The organism is Ruegeria sp. BH6, from assembly GCF_056538105.1.
On the sequence record NZ_JBQFSR010000001.1, the window covers coordinates 482,664 to 499,835 of the forward strand.

Below are 17,172 nucleotides of genomic sequence, written 5' to 3' on the forward strand. Positions count from 1 at the left end.
CCTGAAATCGGGCTTAAATGGCCTCTGCTGCGTCTTCCAGCCGAAGTTGCACACTTTGACGTCCACCCCACGTGTTCACTTCCAGCCGTCCGGCGAAATGAAAGCGTGCGCCGCCGTGATTTGACAGCTTTTCGCCCATCGGACCGTCAAAGGCCCCAAAGGCAATGGCATCCAGACCGCCGCCAACACCGTCGGACAGGGACAGTTTCAGATGGGATTCACCAACGCGTTTGGCAAAACGCACCTGCAGGTCCGGCAGCGCATATCGCGGGGCAGGGGCGCTGGCCCCGAACGGACCTGCCTTTTCGATCTGTTCGATCAGATCAATAGTGGCTGCACCAGGCATCAGGGTGCCGTCTAGTTTCAAATCGGCCGGACCGCCTTCACCCGCGCCTTGCTTGGCCAGCAATTCGCTGAGCCGCGCCATGGCAGGTTCCAACTGGTCGCGCATCACGGTCAGCCCCGCCGCCATCTTGTGGCCGCCACCCTTCACCAATAACCCTTCGGCCGCTAGCCGCTGGATCGACGCACCCAGATCAACGCCCGAGATCGAACGGCCCGAGCCTTTGCCCTCATCCCCGTCGAAACCGATGACAATCGCGGGGCGGTTGGCGTTTTCCTTCAGGCGTGAGGCCACGATGCCGACCACACCAGGGTGCCAGCCTTCACCCGCAGCCCAAACAAGCGGCGCATCCAGACCACGTTCCTCGGCTTGCTCTAACGCTGCGGCACGTACAGCGTTTTCGATGTCACGACGCTCGGTGTTCAATTCATCCAAGCGTTGCGAGAGCGCCTGCGCCTCAAGCATCGATTCTGTGCTAAGCAACCGCGCGCCCAAATCTGCCTGACCAATGCGCCCACCCGCATTAACGCGCGGACCCAGCAGAAACCCCAGGTGATAGCTGTTAGGCGCTGAATCCATGCGCGCCATATCCGACAGCGCCACAAGACCGGGCCTTTGCCGTTGGGCCATAACCTTCAGGCCTTGTCGCACAAGCGCCCGGTTTGCCCCGATTAGCGGGGCCACATCAGCCACGGTCGCCAGCGCCACGAGATCCAGCAGACCAATCAAGTCAGGCCCCTTTACACCTGTCTCACGCAGTTGACGTCCGGCTTCGATTAGCATCAGAAACACGACACCGGCGGCGCAGAGAAAGCCCAGATCGCCGCTTTCATCCTGCCGGTTAGGGTTCACCACGGCGGCACAATCGGGCAGAGTTTCGCCGCCCAAGTGGTGATCCAACACGATCACATCCGCGCCCTTGGCGGCTGCAATCGGTTCGTGACTCAGCGTGCCACAATCGACGCAGATGATCAGGTCATGCGTGGCGGCCAGTTCCTGCATCGCGGGCACGTTGGGGCCATAGCCCTCGTCAATTCGGTCGGGCACGTACAAAGTAGCCTGCCGGCCCATCTGCCGCAGCCAAACCAGCAGCAAAGCCGCAGAACTGGCGCCATCTACGTCATAGTCCGCGAACACTGCGATCCGCTCATTGTTCGTGACCGCTGACAGGAATCGCATTGCGGCTTTTTCCATATCCTTCATGTCGCGCGGGTCAGGCAGCAGTTCTTTCAGTTTGGGTTCCAGAAACCCGGACGCCTCCATAGCAGAGACGCCGCGTCGCGCCAGAACCTGACACACCGCGCGGGGCAGACCGGCCTGTTGGATCAGCATTTCCGCGGCCCGCTCAAGGTCGGGCGCTGGGCCGACCCAACGTCGCCCGGATAGTGACTGCTCAACCCCAAGATAACTCATGGTGTGCCTCTTATGCGCCAAGGCCGGACCCTCTCGGATCCGGCCTCTTCATCTTTTTCCAAATACTCTTGCCGAAGGCAATGGCGCAAGCCATCACGCTTTGTCGTGGGGCCACATCGGCGTGCGATACGACATGCGGCGGACCGAGCCGGTTTTCGACCGCATCAGCAGCGTGGTGGTTTCGACCCAGCCGGGTTCGCGCTTGATGCGCGGCAACAGCGAACCGCCGGTGACACCGGTGGCAGCAAAAATCACGTCGGCGGTGACCATTTCGTCGCGGGAATAAACGCGATCCAGATCGGTGATGCCTGCCTTGGCGGCGCGGCCGCGTTCGTCATCGTTGCGGAACAACAGGCGGCCAAAGATCTGCCCGCCCATGCATTTAAGCGCAGCAGCAGCCAGAACGCCTTCGGGCGCGCCACCCGAACCCATATACATGTCGATGCCGGTCTCTTCGCTTTCGGCACAGTGCATGACACCGGCCACGTCACCATCGGTGATCAGGCGGATCGAGGCGCCGGTTTCACGGACTTCAGCGATCATCGCTTCGTGACGGGGACGCTCCAGAATGCAGACGGTGATATCGGCAGGCTCACAACCCTTGGCCTTGGCCAGTGCTTCGACCCGTTCGCGGGGCGACATGTCCAGATTGACCACACCTTCGGGGAACCCCGGACCAATGGCCAGCTTGTCCATGTAAACGTCCGGTGCATGCAACATCGAGCCGCGCGGGCCCATGGCGATCACGGTCAGCGCATTTGGCATGTCCTTGGCGGTCAAGGTGGTGCCTTCCAGCGGGTCCAGCGCGATATCCACACCAGGTCCGTTTCCGGTGCCGACTTCTTCGCCGATATACAGCATCGGCGCTTCGTCGCGTTCACCTTCGCCGATAACAACCACACCCGCGATATCCAGCAGGTTCAGCTGTTCGCGCATGGCGTTTACTGCTGCCTGATCGGCGGCTTTTTCGTCGCCACGCCCAACCAGAGAGGCGGACGCCAGTGCGGCCTGTTCTGCGACCCGCGCAAGGCCCAGAGACAACAGTCGGTCGTTGAAATCAATCTTGGCAGCACTCATTTTTCACTATCCTCAGGTCAGTATCGGCGTTTTCTTCGGCATAGCCTGCGTCTTGGGCAGGCCGCAAGGGTCAAACCTCTTCGATGCGCAATGCAACTGGCTCATCCGCCACCACATCGGTGTCCCGCAGCCCGTTCAGGGCAACGTCCAGCGTGGCGCGCGTGGTTTTGTGGGTGACGATCAGAACCGGAGCGGTGCTTTCCGTGTGCCCGTATTGGCGCATCCGGTCGATTGAAACACCTGCATCGCCCAGAATAGCCGCCACTTTGGCCAGCGCACCAGGTTTATCGAACAGGGCAAGTCGCAGATAATAGGGGGCGGGCAATCCGGTCACCGCAGGCTTGGCATCTTGCAACGAGGTTGCGGGGCGACCAAAGGTCGGGATTTGCAGCCCGCGTGCCAGATCGCAAACATCGCCCATTACTGCGCTTGCCGTAGGGCCTTCGCCAGCACCGGGGCCGCGCAGCACGACTTGCTCGACCGCGTCGCCCTCGATCACCACCATGTTTGTGCCGCCTTCCAACTGACCCAAGGGCGAGCTGCTGGGCACAAGGCACGGCTGCATACGCTGTTCCAAACCACGGGCCGAGCGTTGCGCGACGCCCAGCAGTTTGATGCGATAGCCCATATCGGCGGCCTGATGAATGTCTTCCAGGGTGATCTGCTGAATGCCTTCGATCTGGATTCCATCGAAGTTCGGCTTGGTGCCAAAGGCGATCGAAGACAACAACGCCAGCTTATGCGCCGCGTCGATGCCGCCAACGTCCAGGTTCGGATCGGCCTCAAGGTACCCAAGCTGCGCGCATTCTTCGAACAGCGCGTTATAGCCCAGCTCCTGCGATTGCATGCGGGTCAGGATATAATTGCAGGTTCCGTTCATCACGCCCATGACGCGGGTGATCTCATTTCCGGCCAGCCCTTCGGTCAGCGACTTGATCACCGGGATACCGCCTGCAACGGCGGCCTCGAACCGGATGACACGACCGGTTGCTTCGGCCTTTTCGGCTAGGTCCTGACCGTGGATCGCCAGCAGTGCCTTATTGGCGGTCACCACGTCCTTGCCAGTGGCCAGCGCCGCCTCGACCGAGGCTTTGGCCGGGCCGTTTTCGCCGCCGATCAGTTCGACAAACACATCGATGTCATTGCGCTTCGCCAACGCCACGGGATCGGTTTCCCAAGCGTAGTCCGACAGGTTCACACCGCGATCCTTATTCGCATCGCGCGCCGAAACGGCAACGATCTCGACAGATCGGCCCGTGCGTGCCTGCAGCAGGTCTGCGTGGCGGCGGATGATCTTTACGACACCCACGCCAACCGTTCCCAAGCCCGCAATTCCCAGCCGCAGCGCCTGTGTCATCCCGTGGGTTCCTTTCCGCTCGAAATTTCCGTGGTTTCGGGCCTTTTGCCCGTTCAGCGCTGCCTTAGCGGGTTCAGCGCTAGGGTGCAATGCGTACCGGTCCCGGATGGGGCTTAATCGTAGGGGCTTAGTTGATTTCCGCGTTCTGGAGTTCTTCTGACTTTTTCTCAAGTTCCTCACGCCGCGCAATCAAGTCTTCTTCGACCACGGCGGCCTCGTTCACCGGATCAACGGCGGGGCCCAGTTTTTCCTGCAGCGGGATAAGCTTAGGATAGCGTGCCGACTCCAGCTCCGGCAACTCGCGCCCTTCCAATTCTGGAATATCGGTGCATCCGGCACATGCGAGCATCAGTATCAGCAAAGGCAGGGGTTTCATGCAGAACTCTTTCAACATCAACTGAAACTGTGATGCACCTTTTAGTGACTTGGTTCAAGCGGGGTTCTATCTGAACAAACGTTCAGATACTGTGTGGGAATGGCACGTACGCAAGGTTCACATTCCGATATTACCGGCCCACGCATCCGCAAGGCGGCGCTGGGTTTGTTCGCCCGTCACGGCTATGCGGCCGTTTCGATGCGCCAGATCGCGTCCGAGGTCGGGGTGCAGGCAGGGGCTCTGTATAACTACACGCCGGATAAACAAAGCCTGCTATACCGTCTGATGCACGAACACATGCAAGAGCTGCTTTTGGCTTATGACGACCTTGACCATCCTGCCGATGCGTCCGAGGCGTTGCGCCAGTTCGTAGGGTTTCATATCCGCTTTCACCTGGAGCGCCCAGATGAGGTGTTCATTGCCTATATGGAATTGCGCAACCTGACACCGGAAAACTTCTCGGAAATCGAGGCCTTGCGCCGCAGCTATGAAAACGCGCTAGAGACCATCTTGCGCAGCGGGCAGCAGGGCGGGGTGTTCGATATCGCGGATACCAAGATCGCCACTCTCGCCGTCATTGCCATGCTGAACGGGGTGATGACTTGGTATCGCGCAGGTGGACGCTTGTCGCTGGACGAAGTCGAGCAGGTCTATTGGGACATGGTGCGTAGATCGGTCTCGATCTAGTGTGCCGGTCGAATGAACGTGCCATTACGCAATTCGCGAAAGGCCTGTTCCAATTCGGACCGTGTGTTCATGACAATGGGGCCGTGCCAAGCCACAGGTTCAGCAATCGGTGCCCCTGAGATCAAAAGGAATCGCACGCCTTCGGCCCCGGCCTGCACCGTGATCTCATCGCCGCTGCCAAAGCGGACAAGCGTGCGATCACCGGACATGTCCCGTATATTAACTTCTTGCCCGGCAACCTCTTTTTCCAGCAGAACGCCGGTTGGTTGCGAGGCATCGGCAAAGGCTGCCTGACCTTCAAACACATATGCGAAAGCACGGCGATAGGTATCTATCCGGAATGTTTTCTTGACCCCTGCGGGGATTTGAATGTCTAGGTATTGCGGGTCGGCTGCGATCCCATCGACCGGACCGGTTTTACCCCAGAACTCTCCTACAATCACACGCACAGTTGTTCCGTCATCATCAGTGATTTCCGGGATGTCCTTGCTTTGCACATCTTGATAGCGCGGCGCAGTCATTTTCTGTGCCGAGGGCAGGTTGCCCCACAACTGGAAACCATGCATTTGGCCAGCGGCATTACCTACCGGCATTTCCTGATGCAAAATCCCAGACCCGGCTGTCATCCATTGCACATCTCCGGCGCCCAATGTCCCGCTGTTGCCCAATGAGTCCGAGTGGTCAACCGTGCCAGCCAGAACATAGGTGATCGTTTCGATGCCACGATGAGGGTGCCATGGGAAACCCGCTTGATAATCCTGCGGGTTCTCATTGCGAAAGTCGTCAAACAGCAAGAAGGGATCCAGTTCAGTCGGGTCCTGAAACCCGAACGCGCGGTGCAGTTTTACGCCCGCGCCCTCAAGCGTTGGTGTGGATTTACGGGTTTCCAAAACCGGTCGTAGGGACATTGTGACCTCCATAGCTTTGGCTTGCATGTATGATAAGCGCGGGTCGGGTCAATCAGCAGAAAAGAACGGGTGCTGTGCGGAAATCTACCCCTCTGTCCTTCCCGGAACAAAACCGTTAAACCGTGACGAAAATATCGGGGAGTCACATGCATCAAGAGGTTTTGGCCACCATCAGGCCCTCAATCGCCAGACGTTGGCTGGGCACCGGAATGTTGGGCTGTGTCGGTGTACTTGTTCTGTATGTCGCGTTGTCACATCCATCCGAACCGATATGGCTGGTTTTCCTGCTTGTGGTGGGTGGTGCGTCTTTCTGGTTGGCCTACCGAATGTGGTTCGCGACCGATGATGCGATCGAGTTGACGCAAACCGAACTCAGAACCGGGGCAGGGCGGTTGATTGCCAAAGTCGAAGATATCGAGAGCATTGACCGGGGTGTCTTTGCGTTCAAACCCTCAAACGGGTTTCTTCTAAAGACACGGCAAAGTGCCGAAAATAGCTGGGCGCCTGGCCTGTGGTGGCGATTGGGACGCCGGGTGGGTGTCGGCGGGGTAACAACGGCCGCCGAAACCAAGTTTATGTGCGAAATACTGCAGGCTCTGGTTACGACTGGCAGCCCTGTTGAGAAACAACCCCAATAATCTGATTTTCGAAGCGCGGACGCGTGAAGATGTAGTTCTCGAATTGATAGTCGGTATCCAGCCAGGCGGGCTTGACTGTCCATTCATAATCGTTTGACGATTCCACGATAATCATCGGCTCTAGGTCGGCCATGGGTGGAAGTCGGTCGCGCAATCTGTCGATATTGCCGTTGTCCCATATCCCGGGAAATCCGCAGGTTGTTGACCATTCCACATCGTAGTAGTCGTCGCCACCGTTTTCGAAATACCGGATGAATGACACACGCAATCTCATCTCGGCGGTGCTGTTTACCATCCGTTGCATCAGAGTGTGCATGGACTCGATGTAAGTGTCAGTAACAGTGTCTTTTTCCCGCGAGAGCAGATCGCTTACCGTATACGCGGCTTTCACGTTCAAAGTGCTTTGGCGAAAGCCGTCAAAGAACGTGTAGGTCAGCGAGATCGTCATAACGAAGATCGGGAATAACAGCAGGGACTCCAAGGTGAGGCTCCCGCTCTCACGCCGTGCGGAGCTTCTCAGATACTGTCGGATTCTAGTAAGAAAACGCATTGTATCAAGGCTCCTGAACAAAAGCGGTCGTTGAAGTTAGAGAGATCACACCATCGTCACTGACCAAGGCGACTGCCATGTCTGATCCGGGGAAAACCGGATCAATCTGTGCGCAAGCGCGCAAGATCATCAGCTCATTTGCCGGACCATTCGTGAATTCCCGAACGGGTTTTGTCGGTTCCGCACGGTCCGTACAGTCCGGTGACACAGGCAGCGTGACGCCAGTGAAGGCGCTCTGACGGATCATTTCCAGCTGCAAGTTACTCGTGCAATCGTCAATTACGAGGGATCTTTCGCAAATTGCATCCTTGATTTGATCGTGCGTGGGCCCTGATCCGGTCCCAAGGCGAATATCACGGACAACCATATCGACAGCACGTTCCAGCATAACTTGTTTTACGGAAACCAGTGCATATTCCACAGCGCACAGTATGACGACGAGGTACAAGGGGAACAAGATGACGAACTCAACCGCCAACCCACCTTTCTCGGACCGTCTGAACCGTAGTATATTTTTCAGAAACCCACGGGTCATTGCGTCAACTTCAATTGTTTGATCGAAGCAGCGATGGATTCGAACACCTGTTTAAGGGTCAGATTGGCGCTGCCCAACGTCCCATCGCTGTTGACTGCATAAACTGTGCTGGGGCTGCTGGCGCAATCCTCGATGGTGGTCACGCCGACTGCAGGTGCTTCGAAAGCAATGCCGTAGACGATCACACCCTTATCCTTAGCGGCCGCACAAATATCCGAGGTGCGAATATTTTTAGTGGACGAACCGATAGAGTTATATGCACCGTAATACCAGTTGTTGATACGATTGCTGTCAAAGCGGTAGTTGTTTTCGGCATTCCAGCGCAGCGACGCACGGTTGAACAATTCAGGATAAGTCAGGCGAATGGCATCACCATCCTCTTGATCGCCATGACGGTGGTTACGGTATTCCTGCTGACGGGACCAATAATAAACAGGCGGTTCTACGCCAGGTTCCGTAATTCTGACGCTGTATTCACCTACTTTGCCGTCCCAATGCGTGTATCCAGCGTTGAACCAGACATCCGAATTCCCGTCACGCAGATCTTCTTCCAGCCTGTATTGTGAGGTATTTTCGCCATCGGTAAACACAATGAGAATTTTTTCTACATCGTCTTCATAGTTTTTCGGACGGTCACCGAAAGTAGCAGGAACAATTGTCTCGGTCGAAGACGAGCTGACTCTCTGTGCCGACAAGTCATTTATGATGTCCTGAAAATCGGGGTCCAGCAACGCCATGCCCCACTTTACGCCGATGTCGATCGAGGTGTTGCCCTGCGCCGTAAGATCGTCGATCCGGTCATGCAATTTTTCGATATCGTTTGTATGAGCGGTGATTTCACTACCATCCCGCGTTGGGCAAGTAAGATACCTGGGTTCTTCCCATTGCGTTCTGCTTGTCCGATAGCGATCAAAATGGGCGGTGCGGTCAAACGAGGCGGTTGGGTCCAAAGCAGCCTGCCGGAAATCTGATGAGCTAAAGTTCAGGCAATGCGAGTAATTGTGTTCATTTGTTACGTTTGTGAACTTGCCCAGAATATCCTCACCCGCGTTCACCTGCGTGGCGTAGGGGATGATCGAGATTGAAATCTTATCCGGATTTTCCTTTTCGTACATTGTGTCCACGAAACTTTTAGCCGCATCGCGCAGAACCGCAATTTTGGAACGGCCTTCCGTGGCTGATGCCCGAGTCATCGAACCGGACATGTCCAGAACCAAGGATATTTCAACTGACCCAACGGATTCTTCCGCGGTACTTGTCGCTGAGGCGGTCAAAGTGTCGATGTATACAAACCTCATAAAGTTCGTTGTGACGGTTTTATCTGCCGATGCGATCACTTTCCGAGATCCGATGCCTTCAATGACCTCGATGTCGTAGTTGACGTCACCCAACCCAGATTTCTTGATGTACTCTTCAGCCACCAGCTTGGGGTCTACATCAACTTGATCCAAATTGGCGGCAGCAAGAACAGCGCGATCCAAGGTCGCTTGCATCGTTGCTCTTTCGCGTTCGAACTTCATTATATCGACGCCCAGACCGGTTGTCGCAAACATCATCAGAAGGCCGATAAGCACAAAAAGCGTGAATACCGCACCACCTTCGTCTTTGGCGAAACGGCGGGCGACCGAAGCCTTAATTTCAGATCTCTTTGAGCCGCTTTGAAATACGCGCTTATTCATCTTGATGACCTCGCTGAGCAGACATCCAAACTGCTAAGGAAATATTAACCCTCAAAAATTAACGCCGAATCGTGGCGGGATTTAGGCGAAAAAGCTGCTGAGTTGACTGATTTACAAGCAAAAGCGGGATAATTCGCGGGCGATGGGCGCTTCTGTCTTCGGTTGGGCGACAATTTCGAAGTCGGGTGCCGAATTGGGCGACTCAGCGACCGTCACAGTATTTTTGATGCGTTTTTCGAGTTTTATTTCTGCTTAATTATTGATCGTTTACCCAATGGGTGCGACAAAACGTCAGAACGTAAACCGTTCGCTGGCACGGAGGATTAAATGACGGCCATTAAAGAACCCAGCTTTCGCGAGAGTGTGGACCTTATGTTCAACAGGGCAGCGTCCCTGATGGACCTGCCGCCGGGGTTGGAGGAGAAAATCCGGGTCTGCAATGCGACCTACACCGTGCGTTTCGGCGTTCGCCTGCGGGGTGAGATTCATACTTTCACCGGATATCGGTCGGTTCACTCTGAGCATATGGAGCCGGTCAAGGGCGGTATTCGCTATGCTCTGGCCGTGAACCAGGACGAAGTCGAAGCTCTGGCGGCACTCATGACTTACAAGTGTGCATTGGTTGAGACACCGTTTGGCGGCTCGAAAGGTGGCTTGTGCATTGATCCCCGGCAGTATGAAGAACATGAGTTGGAACAGATCACGCGGCGTTTTGCTTATGAATTGGCCAAGCGCGATCTGATCAACCCGTCTCAGAACGTGCCTGCGCCCGATATGGGCACCGGCGAGCGCGAGATGGCGTGGATTGCGGACCAGTTCGCACGAATGAACACAACCGATATCAATGCGCGTGCCTGTGTCACCGGCAAGCCGCTGAATGCCGGTGGTATCGCCGGACGTGTCGAAGCCACAGGGCGGGGCATTCAATACGCATTGCGTGAGTTCTTCCGCCACCCTGAGGACGTGCAGAAGGCAGGCCTGTCCGGCAAGCTGGACGGCAAACGCGTTGTCGTGCAGGGGTTGGGCAACGTGGGATATCACGCCGCAAAGTTCCTGAGTGAAGAGGACGGCTCTCGTATTGTCGGTATCGTTGAATGGGATGGTGCGCTCTATAATCCCGACGGGATTGACGTTGAATCGGTCCGGCAGTGGATCGTCAAGCATGGCGGTGTTAGCGACTATCCGGATGCAACGCATTCTGCCGAAGGTGCCGAGGTTCTGGAAGCAGACTGCGACATCCTCATTCCGGCGGCCCTTGAAGGTGTCATCAACCTATCCAACGCCGAACGGATCAAGGCACCCTTGATCATCGAGGCGGCGAATGGTCCTGTGACGGCGGGTGCGGATGAAATCCTGCGCAAAAAAGGCACCGTGATCATTCCGGACATGTACGCGAATGCCGGCGGTGTGACGGTGTCTTACTTTGAATGGGTGAAAAACCTCAGCCATATCCGCTTTGGCCGGATGCAGCGTCGTCAGGAAGAAGCGCGCCATGAGTTGATCGTCAGCGAGTTGGAGCGGCTGGATCGGTATCTGGGCGATGCGTGGTCGATGTCCCCGGACTTTAAGGCCAAATACCTCAAAGGTGCGGATGAGTTGGAATTGGTTCGTTCGGGCCTCGATGACACGATGCGCATTGCCTACCAATCCATGCGCGAGGTCTGGCACAGCCGTGATGATGTCGAAGATCTGCGGACGGCGGCTTATATCGTAGCCATTGATCGCGTCTCGAAAAGCTACCGCGCCAAAGGGCTTTGATCCTTTGCATTACAGGGGCGATCGGGCCACGATCCGATTGCCCCTGTTGCTGTCCGACCTAAATTGACCGCAAGCGGTGAAAAGGAAGATGGCAGGCAGTGCGCCTGACAGGTAAGCTGCCGCGAAAGAAACGATTCCGGGAGATCCCCATGTTGCGTACCGCAATCGCGGCCCTTTTGTTGGCCACACCTCTGGCTGCTGAGGAAACTAAAGAACAAAGCTGCCAGTATCAGGCTGATGTCGTTGCGGCAATCCAAAAGGCGCGTCTGGACAGGGTCAAGGAGCGCGACGTACCGCAGGCGGTGGCTGATACAAGCCCGACCTGGCCCGAGAACTACAACGCGGCCATTCCGTTGATCGCCCCCTGGGTTTACGAGCAAAAGATGCGCGACGTGCGCAAAAAGGATCTGGGCGCCGCGTGGCTTGAGCTGTGTTTGCAGCAATAATCCACAGCACCATCATTTCCCTGTGGACAAACGCGCGTCATACCCTTGGCGCGCGTTCCTGTTTCTGTCAAGTTTAACCCATGTCACTGCCCCCCGGATTTCTGGATGAACTGCGCACCCGGCTGAGCTTGTCTCAGGTCGTTGGGCGTAAGGTCATGTGGGATGCGCGCAAGTCCAATCAGGGCAAGGGTGACATGTGGGCACCGTGCCCGTTTCATCATGAAAAGACCGCCTCTTTCCACGTCGATGATCAAAAGGGGTTCTACTACTGCTTTGGTTGCCATGCCAAAGGCGATGCGATCAGCTTTGTGAAAGAAACCGAGAATGTATCGTTCATCGAAGCGGTTGAGATTCTGGCGCGCGAGGCCGGAATGCCAATGCCTGCGCGTGACCCCAAGGCGCAGGAAAAACAGGATCGCCGGTCGCAACTGGCTGAGGTTATGGAGCAGGCGGTGCAATTCTTCCGCCTGCAACTGAAGACCGGGGCGGGGGGTGCGGCGCGCGATTACTTGTCACGCCGAGGGTTGGATGCGCAGGCGTTGGAGCGATGGGAAATCGGCTTTGCCCCGGATGGCTGGCAGGCGCTATGGGACCATCTGCGGGGCAAGAACGTGGCCGAGGATCTGATCCTTGGCGCGGGTTTGGCCAAGCCGTCGAACAAGGGCAAAAAGCCTTATGATACGTTCCGCAACCGTATCATGTTCCCGATCCGCGATCCGCGCGGGCGTTGCATCGCCTTTGGCGGGCGGGCGATGGACCCGGCCGACAACGCCAAATATCTGAACTCGCCCGAGACTGAGTTGTTCGACAAGGGACGCAGCCTCTATAACCACGGGCCCGCACGGCAGTCTGCGGGCAAAGGGCTGCCCTTGGTCGTGGCCGAAGGGTACATGGACGTGATTGCTCTGGCAGAGGCTGGGTTTGGTGCCTCAGTCGCGCCGCTTGGTACCGCGATTACCGAGCATCAGTTGCAATTGCTATGGCGTATCTCGGACGAGCCGATCATTGCACTGGATGGCGATACGGCGGGTCTGCGGGCCGCCATGCGGGCGGTTGATCTGGCTCTGCCGTTGCTAGAGGCCGGGAAATCCCTGCGCTTTGCCCTGATGCCCGAAGGCAAGGACCCCGACGATCTGTTGCGTGCCGAAGGGGCAGGGGCGGTGCAGGCCGTGCTGGATGGGGCCATTCCGATGGTCAAATTGCTGTGGCAGCGCGAAACCGAAGGCAAGGTCTTTGACAGCCCAGAACGTAAGGCAGCGTTGGATAAGGTGCTGAGGGACAAGATCAAACTGATCCGTGACCCTTCGATCCGCTCTCATTACGGGCAAGAGATTAAGGATCTACGGTGGCAATTGTTCCGCCCGCAGCGGCAATCTGGGAACCGCCAATGGCAACCTCGGGGCAAGTGGCAACCGCAGAAACAGCCAGCAACGCCTGACGCACGGGCATCGTTTTTGGCCTCGTCCGAAGGCGCCGAGATTCAACTGCGCGAAGCGGCTATTCTTGCAATTGCTGCGCTAAACCCCGAAGTCGTTGTGCAGTTTGAGCATCAATTGGAAGATATGGAGTGCCGCGATTCCGACCATGCAGCCCTGCGCCATGCGATCCTGCGTCACGCGATTGATGATCCTGACAACCTGAAAGACCACATTGCCGATACTTTGGGGCCCCAAGCCCTTGAAAACCTGCTGGCCCTTCGCCATGTCGCAGTAATCCCCTGTGTGTACAAACCAGGCGACGTTGAAAAGGCCGAGATGACTCTGGCCGAGGAACTCGCAAAGATCAAAGCGCTCCGGGGGTTGGATGCTGAGATTGCCGAAGCTGCAGAGGAACTGTCCGATCTGGCCGATGAGGCGTTGACGTACCGATTGGCGCAAGCCGCCGAAGAACGCAACCGCACAAGCCGTAGCCAGAACGAGGACAGGGCCGTTTTCGACATCGCCGACAATGGCGCTCGGATCAACCGCGACGAGAAAGATGCGTTCAAGGCAATCATGTCGGGCATCAATTTTGAACGGAAACGCCGGTGAAGTGGTGTTTTCGTAAGGCACTGGAAAAGAAAAACAGGTAAACGGGTGGCCGAATCACTTCTACGCGCTAATGATTCGGTTGAAACGAATCACCCATCCCTGCAGGAGCATTGAATGGCCGCCAAGGATACGAACGAAGACCGCAAATCCGACGAGCAGGAACAGGAAATCTCGTTGGACATGAGCCAGGCCAACGTCAAGAAGATGATCGCCGAGGCCCGCGAGAAAGGTTACATCACCTACGACCAGCTCAATCAGGTGCTGCCGCCTGATCAGGTCAGCTCGGAACAGATCGAAGACGTTATGTCGATGCTGTCCGAAATGGGCATCAACATCATCGAAGATGAAGAGGCCGAAGAGGAAGAGAACAAAGGCTCGACCGAACTGACCACCACGGAAAGCAACCGTGAGGTTGCGTTGTCCGGTGCTGCAACGGAAAAGCTGGACCGCACCGATGACCCCGTGCGCATGTATCTGCGCGAGATGGGCAGCGTCGAACTGCTGAGCCGTGAGGGCGAGATTGCGATCGCCAAGCGGATCGAGGCCGGTCGCAACACCATGATCGCCGGTCTGTGCGAAAGCCCGCTGACCTTCCAGGCGATTACCATCTGGCACGACGAATTGTTGTCCGAAGACATTCTGCTGCGTGACGTCATTGACTTGGAGGCCACTTTTGGCAACCAGTTGGACGAAGACGGCGATGTCGAAGAACCGGTCGTCGACACGTCAGCCGTACAGGCGGCAAAGCCAGCCAAGGACAGCGGACCGGAACTGGACGCGGATGGCAATCCGATCGCCAATGATGACGATGATGACGAAGATGATCAGGCCAACATGTCTCTGGCCGCGATGGAAGCGGCGCTGAAAGATCAGGTGCTGACCACGCTGGAGCGAATCTCGACCGATTTCGCGATGCTTTCGGAAATGCAGGACAGCCGGATTTCGGCCACGCTGAACGAAGATGGCACGTTCAGCGCCAAGGACGAAGAGACCTATCAAAAGCTACGGGCCGAGATTGTTGAACTGGTGAACGGTCTTCACCTGCACAACAACCGTATCGAAGCGCTGATCGACCAGCTTTACGGTATCAACCGCCGTATCATGTCGCTGGACAGCGCGATGGTGAAGCTGGCGGACCAAGCCCGTATCAATCGTCGCGAGTTTATCGACGCTTATCGTGGCCGTGAACTGGACCCGAACTGGCTGGCCGAGATGGCTGAAAAACCCGGTCGGGGTTGGCAGATGTTCATCGAACGCTCGACTGCCAAAGTCGAGGAACTGCGCAACGATATGGCTCAGGTCGGGCAATATGTCGGTCTGGATATCCCCGAATTCCGCCGCATCGTGCAGCAAGTTCAGAAGGGTGAAAAAGAGGCGCGGCAGGCCAAGAAGGAAATGGTCGAGGCAAACCTGCGTCTGGTGATTTCGATTGCCAAAAAGTACACGAACCGCGGACTGCAATTCCTTGATCTTATTCAGGAAGGTAACATCGGCCTGATGAAGGCGGTAGACAAGTTCGAATACCGCCGCGGCTATAAGTTCTCGACCTATGCGACCTGGTGGATTCGTCAGGCTATCACGCGCTCAATTGCGGATCAGGCCCGTACAATCCGTATTCCGGTCCACATGATCGAGACGATCAACAAGCTGGTTCGGACCGGCCGTCAGATGCTGCACGAGATCGGGCGCGAGCCGACGCCGGAAGAACTGGCTGAAAAGCTGCAAATGCCGCTGGAAAAGGTTCGCAAGGTGATGAAGATCGCCAAAGAGCCGATCAGCCTTGAGACGCCGATTGGCGACGAGGAAGACAGCCAGCTGGGCGATTTCATTGAAGACAAGAATGCCGTGCTGCCGCTGGACAGCGCCATTCAGGAAAACCTCAAGGAAACGACGACACGGGTTCTTGCCTCGCTCACCCCGCGCGAAGAGCGGGTGCTGCGGATGCGTTTTGGCATCGGCATGAACACCGACCATACGCTGGAAGAGGTCGGTCAACAGTTCAGTGTGACCCGCGAACGTATCCGTCAGATCGAAGCGAAAGCGTTGCGGAAATTGAAACATCCCAGCCGGTCGCGAAAACTGCGGTCTTTCCTGGATCAATAATACCAAAGGCGCCCTGAAAGAGGCGCCTTTTTTCTTTCACCCCACGCGCTTTCACATTGTCCATTGGAAAGATCAAATTGGCGGGAAGTCACAAGGCAAGTCCCCTGCACCTCTTTATATCAGCATTGTCCACTCATGGGACAGGCCGGGGTGAGGCTTTGCGGCTGATGACCCCCGGCCACTTGCCATATAGCGCATCCGATTAATCCAGACGACTGCGGAAAGTGCTGGGGGCCTGACCGGTCCAGCGTTTGAAAGCGGTCGAAAAGGCCGGTTGATCGGCATAGCCCAGCGAATAGGCAATCTCGGACAGCGCCATGCCGTTGGTGATAAAGGTTTGCGCCAGATCGCATCTAAGATCGTCGACGATATCGCGATAACTGGCCCCTTCCTCTCTCAACCTTCGGGTAAACGTACGCGGGCTCATCCCCAGGTTGGCAGCAGCCTCGTCAGCGTGAATGACCGTGCCAGGCAATGATCGGGTGATCAATCCTTCGACCTGCGCCCTGAGTTTTTGCTTGGGTGAACGCCGTTCGGCGAGGACACGTTCACCATATTCCAGAAGATGCGCGCGCAGGTTTGAATCGTAGGTTGGCACCGGCAAATCCAACGAGGATACGGCAAAGACGATTTCCAGTCTCTCTGCACCGAAAACAACGGGAAATCCTGCAAGTTTTTTAAATTTTTCTCTGTTTTTCCCAACCTCGTGCTGAAACCGTATCTCAAACGGACGGAAATTCAATTGCGTCAGGGTGCGCATGCGCGCCAATCCGGCGAACATGAGGAATTCGGTCCGGCGGTGATACCGGGCAAAACTGGCATCTTTCCATTCGGCCTCAATGGTGGCAAAGTTTCCGGCAAGGCGCAGTGCAAAGGCTATGGCCGGGTCGATGAACATATGAAAGCGTGAGGTGTTCTCGATCACCTGCCGCAGGTCGCGCGAATACTTACTGATATACGCCGTCAGGCTAGAGGATGACGAAAACTGCAACCCGGTCTGCGCGGCAAATGTAATATCTCCGACGGTATCGCAGGCATAGCGTGCAAACAGGGCTTCTTGATGGGCGCTGCACGTTGTTGTCGGCGCTGCAATTCTATCCCGTGAGAGTTCACACTTTTCCAGTATGCGGTCAGAAGCGTCGGTACCGTTTGTTCGTTGATCAAGCGCTTTGGTCAATAACTGAATGCGGGCGATATCAACTTCCATGGCTGTTCCACCGTGATTTCAATCGGGTTTAATGCCGTTGTTGCGTATTGGGCGTTTGTCGATCC

15 protein-coding genes and 1 pseudogene are annotated in these 17,172 nt (G+C 56.5%); 6 read left to right on the top strand and 10 right to left on the bottom strand.

Annotated features, from left to right (window positions below):
• Window positions 1–13 precede the first annotated feature (13 nt).
• From recJ to ACR0B8_RS02450, 4 genes are all read right to left on the bottom strand, one after another.
• The gene (recJ, locus tag ACR0B8_RS02435; RefSeq protein ID WP_480657813.1) at window positions 14–1,756 is read right to left on the bottom strand and encodes a single-stranded-DNA-specific exonuclease RecJ; all 1,743 of its coding nucleotides are present in this window, start codon (window positions 1,754–1,756) and stop codon (window positions 14–16) included.
• A 93-nt stretch (window positions 1,757–1,849) separates the two neighbouring features.
• Window positions 1,850–2,833 (bottom strand): class II fructose-bisphosphatase, encoded by a 984-nt coding sequence (gene glpX, locus ACR0B8_RS02440; protein WP_170393480.1) that lies wholly within the window; start codon window positions 2,831–2,833, stop codon window positions 1,850–1,852.
• 70 nt (window positions 2,834–2,903) lie between these two features.
• Window positions 2,904–4,190: a homoserine dehydrogenase gene (locus ACR0B8_RS02445; protein WP_226688623.1), complete on the bottom strand. Its 1,287-nt coding sequence runs from the start codon at window positions 4,188–4,190 to the stop codon at window positions 2,904–2,906.
• Between the two features lie 127 nt (window positions 4,191–4,317).
• On the bottom strand, window positions 4,318–4,566 hold the full coding sequence (locus ACR0B8_RS02450) for a hypothetical protein (RefSeq protein WP_170348242.1): 249 nt from the start codon (window positions 4,564–4,566) through the stop codon (window positions 4,318–4,320).
• 99 nt (window positions 4,567–4,665) lie between these two features.
• Here ACR0B8_RS02450 and ACR0B8_RS02455 point away from each other — a divergent pair, with 99 nt between their 5' ends.
• Entirely contained in the window at window positions 4,666–5,253 is a 588-nt protein-coding gene (locus ACR0B8_RS02455; RefSeq protein ID WP_170357779.1) for a TetR/AcrR family transcriptional regulator, read from the top strand.
• On the opposite strand, the gene ACR0B8_RS02460 is transcribed toward ACR0B8_RS02455, so the two are convergent.
• Window positions 5,250–6,161 (bottom strand): pirin family protein, encoded by a 912-nt coding sequence (locus ACR0B8_RS02460; RefSeq protein ID WP_170357781.1) that lies wholly within the window; start codon window positions 6,159–6,161, stop codon window positions 5,250–5,252. The genes ACR0B8_RS02455 and ACR0B8_RS02460 overlap by 4 nt on opposite strands.
• Window positions 6,162–6,307: 146 nt before the next feature.
• Between ACR0B8_RS02460 and ACR0B8_RS02465 the strand changes: the two genes are divergently transcribed.
• Window positions 6,308–6,799, top strand: a complete 492-nt coding sequence (locus ACR0B8_RS02465) for a hypothetical protein (RefSeq protein ID WP_170393488.1) — start codon at window positions 6,308–6,310, stop codon at window positions 6,797–6,799.
• Here the strand turns inward: ACR0B8_RS02465 and ACR0B8_RS02470 are convergent.
• The 4 genes and pseudogenes from ACR0B8_RS02470 to ACR0B8_RS02485 form a co-directional block, all read right to left on the bottom strand.
• Entirely contained in the window at window positions 6,762–7,280 is a 519-nt protein-coding gene (locus tag ACR0B8_RS02470; RefSeq protein ID WP_170393490.1) for a pilus assembly protein, read from the bottom strand. The two genes, ACR0B8_RS02465 and ACR0B8_RS02470, sit on opposite strands and share 38 nt — an antisense overlap.
• A 73-nt stretch (window positions 7,281–7,353) precedes the next feature.
• The gene (locus ACR0B8_RS02475; RefSeq protein ID WP_226688819.1) at window positions 7,354–7,596 is read right to left on the bottom strand and encodes a hypothetical protein; all 243 of its coding nucleotides are present in this window, start codon (window positions 7,594–7,596) and stop codon (window positions 7,354–7,356) included.
• Window positions 7,597–7,716: 120 nt separating this feature from the next.
• Window positions 7,717–7,884, bottom strand: a pseudogene (locus ACR0B8_RS02480) (TadE/TadG family type IV pilus assembly protein); the annotation flags it as partial.
• The gene (locus ACR0B8_RS02485; RefSeq protein ID WP_170504912.1) at window positions 7,881–9,563 is read right to left on the bottom strand and encodes a TadE/TadG family type IV pilus assembly protein; all 1,683 of its coding nucleotides are present in this window, start codon (window positions 9,561–9,563) and stop codon (window positions 7,881–7,883) included. The gene ACR0B8_RS02485 and the pseudogene ACR0B8_RS02480, both read right to left, overlap by 4 nt.
• A 327-nt stretch (window positions 9,564–9,890) precedes the next feature.
• Between ACR0B8_RS02485 and ACR0B8_RS02490 the strand changes: the two genes are divergently transcribed.
• The 4 genes from ACR0B8_RS02490 to rpoD all read left to right on the top strand — a co-directional run bounded on the left by ACR0B8_RS02490 (window position 9,891) and on the right by rpoD (window position 15,900).
• Window positions 9,891–11,321 (top strand): Glu/Leu/Phe/Val family dehydrogenase, encoded by a 1,431-nt coding sequence (locus tag ACR0B8_RS02490; RefSeq protein WP_170357789.1) that lies wholly within the window; start codon window positions 9,891–9,893, stop codon window positions 11,319–11,321.
• A 149-nt stretch (window positions 11,322–11,470) separates the two neighbouring features.
• Complete coding sequence (locus ACR0B8_RS02495) at window positions 11,471–11,767, top strand: hypothetical protein (RefSeq protein ID WP_170357791.1); 297 nt, start codon at window positions 11,471–11,473, stop codon at window positions 11,765–11,767.
• Between the two features lie 80 nt (window positions 11,768–11,847).
• The gene (gene dnaG / locus ACR0B8_RS02500; RefSeq protein WP_170357793.1) at window positions 11,848–13,797 is read left to right on the top strand and encodes a DNA primase; all 1,950 of its coding nucleotides are present in this window, start codon (window positions 11,848–11,850) and stop codon (window positions 13,795–13,797) included.
• Between the two features lie 114 nt (window positions 13,798–13,911).
• Window positions 13,912–15,900, top strand: coding sequence for an RNA polymerase sigma factor RpoD (gene rpoD / locus ACR0B8_RS02505; RefSeq protein WP_170348252.1), 1,989 nt, complete (start codon window positions 13,912–13,914; stop codon window positions 15,898–15,900).
• 202 nt (window positions 15,901–16,102) lie between these two features.
• Here rpoD and ACR0B8_RS02510 read toward each other — a convergent pair whose 3' ends face one another.
• A complete protein-coding gene (locus tag ACR0B8_RS02510) occupies window positions 16,103–17,107 on the bottom strand; it encodes a helix-turn-helix domain-containing protein (RefSeq protein ID WP_170357795.1) in 1,005 nt (334 codons plus the stop codon).
• Window positions 17,108–17,172: the final 65 nt, after the last annotated feature.

Coding starts and splice junctions, on each gene's coding strand:
- recJ (WP_480657813.1), bottom strand. CDS start 1,756: ATGAGTTATCTTGGGGTTGAGCAGTCACTATCCGGGCGACGTTGGGTC.
- glpX (WP_170393480.1), bottom strand. CDS start 2,833: ATGAGTGCTGCCAAGATTGATTTCAACGACCGACTGTTGTCTCTGGGC.
- ACR0B8_RS02445 (WP_226688623.1), bottom strand. CDS start 4,190: ATGACACAGGCGCTGCGGCTGGGAATTGCGGGCTTGGGAACGGTTGGC.
- ACR0B8_RS02450 (WP_170348242.1), bottom strand. CDS start 4,566: ATGAAACCCCTGCCTTTGCTGATACTGATGCTCGCATGTGCCGGATGC.
- ACR0B8_RS02455 (WP_170357779.1), top strand. CDS start 4,666: ATGGCACGTACGCAAGGTTCACATTCCGATATTACCGGCCCACGCATC.
- ACR0B8_RS02460 (WP_170357781.1), bottom strand. CDS start 6,161: ATGTCCCTACGACCGGTTTTGGAAACCCGTAAATCCACACCAACGCTT.
- ACR0B8_RS02465 (WP_170393488.1), top strand. CDS start 6,308: ATGCATCAAGAGGTTTTGGCCACCATCAGGCCCTCAATCGCCAGACGT.
- ACR0B8_RS02475 (WP_226688819.1), bottom strand. CDS start 7,596: ATGATCCGTCAGAGCGCCTTCACTGGCGTCACGCTGCCTGTGTCACCG.
- ACR0B8_RS02485 (WP_170504912.1), bottom strand. CDS start 9,563: ATGAATAAGCGCGTATTTCAAAGCGGCTCAAAGAGATCTGAAATTAAG.
- ACR0B8_RS02490 (WP_170357789.1), top strand. CDS start 9,891: ATGACGGCCATTAAAGAACCCAGCTTTCGCGAGAGTGTGGACCTTATG.
- ACR0B8_RS02495 (WP_170357791.1), top strand. CDS start 11,471: ATGTTGCGTACCGCAATCGCGGCCCTTTTGTTGGCCACACCTCTGGCT.
- dnaG (WP_170357793.1), top strand. CDS start 11,848: ATGTCACTGCCCCCCGGATTTCTGGATGAACTGCGCACCCGGCTGAGC.
- rpoD (WP_170348252.1), top strand. CDS start 13,912: ATGGCCGCCAAGGATACGAACGAAGACCGCAAATCCGACGAGCAGGAA.
- ACR0B8_RS02510 (WP_170357795.1), bottom strand. CDS start 17,107: ATGGAAGTTGATATCGCCCGCATTCAGTTATTGACCAAAGCGCTTGAT.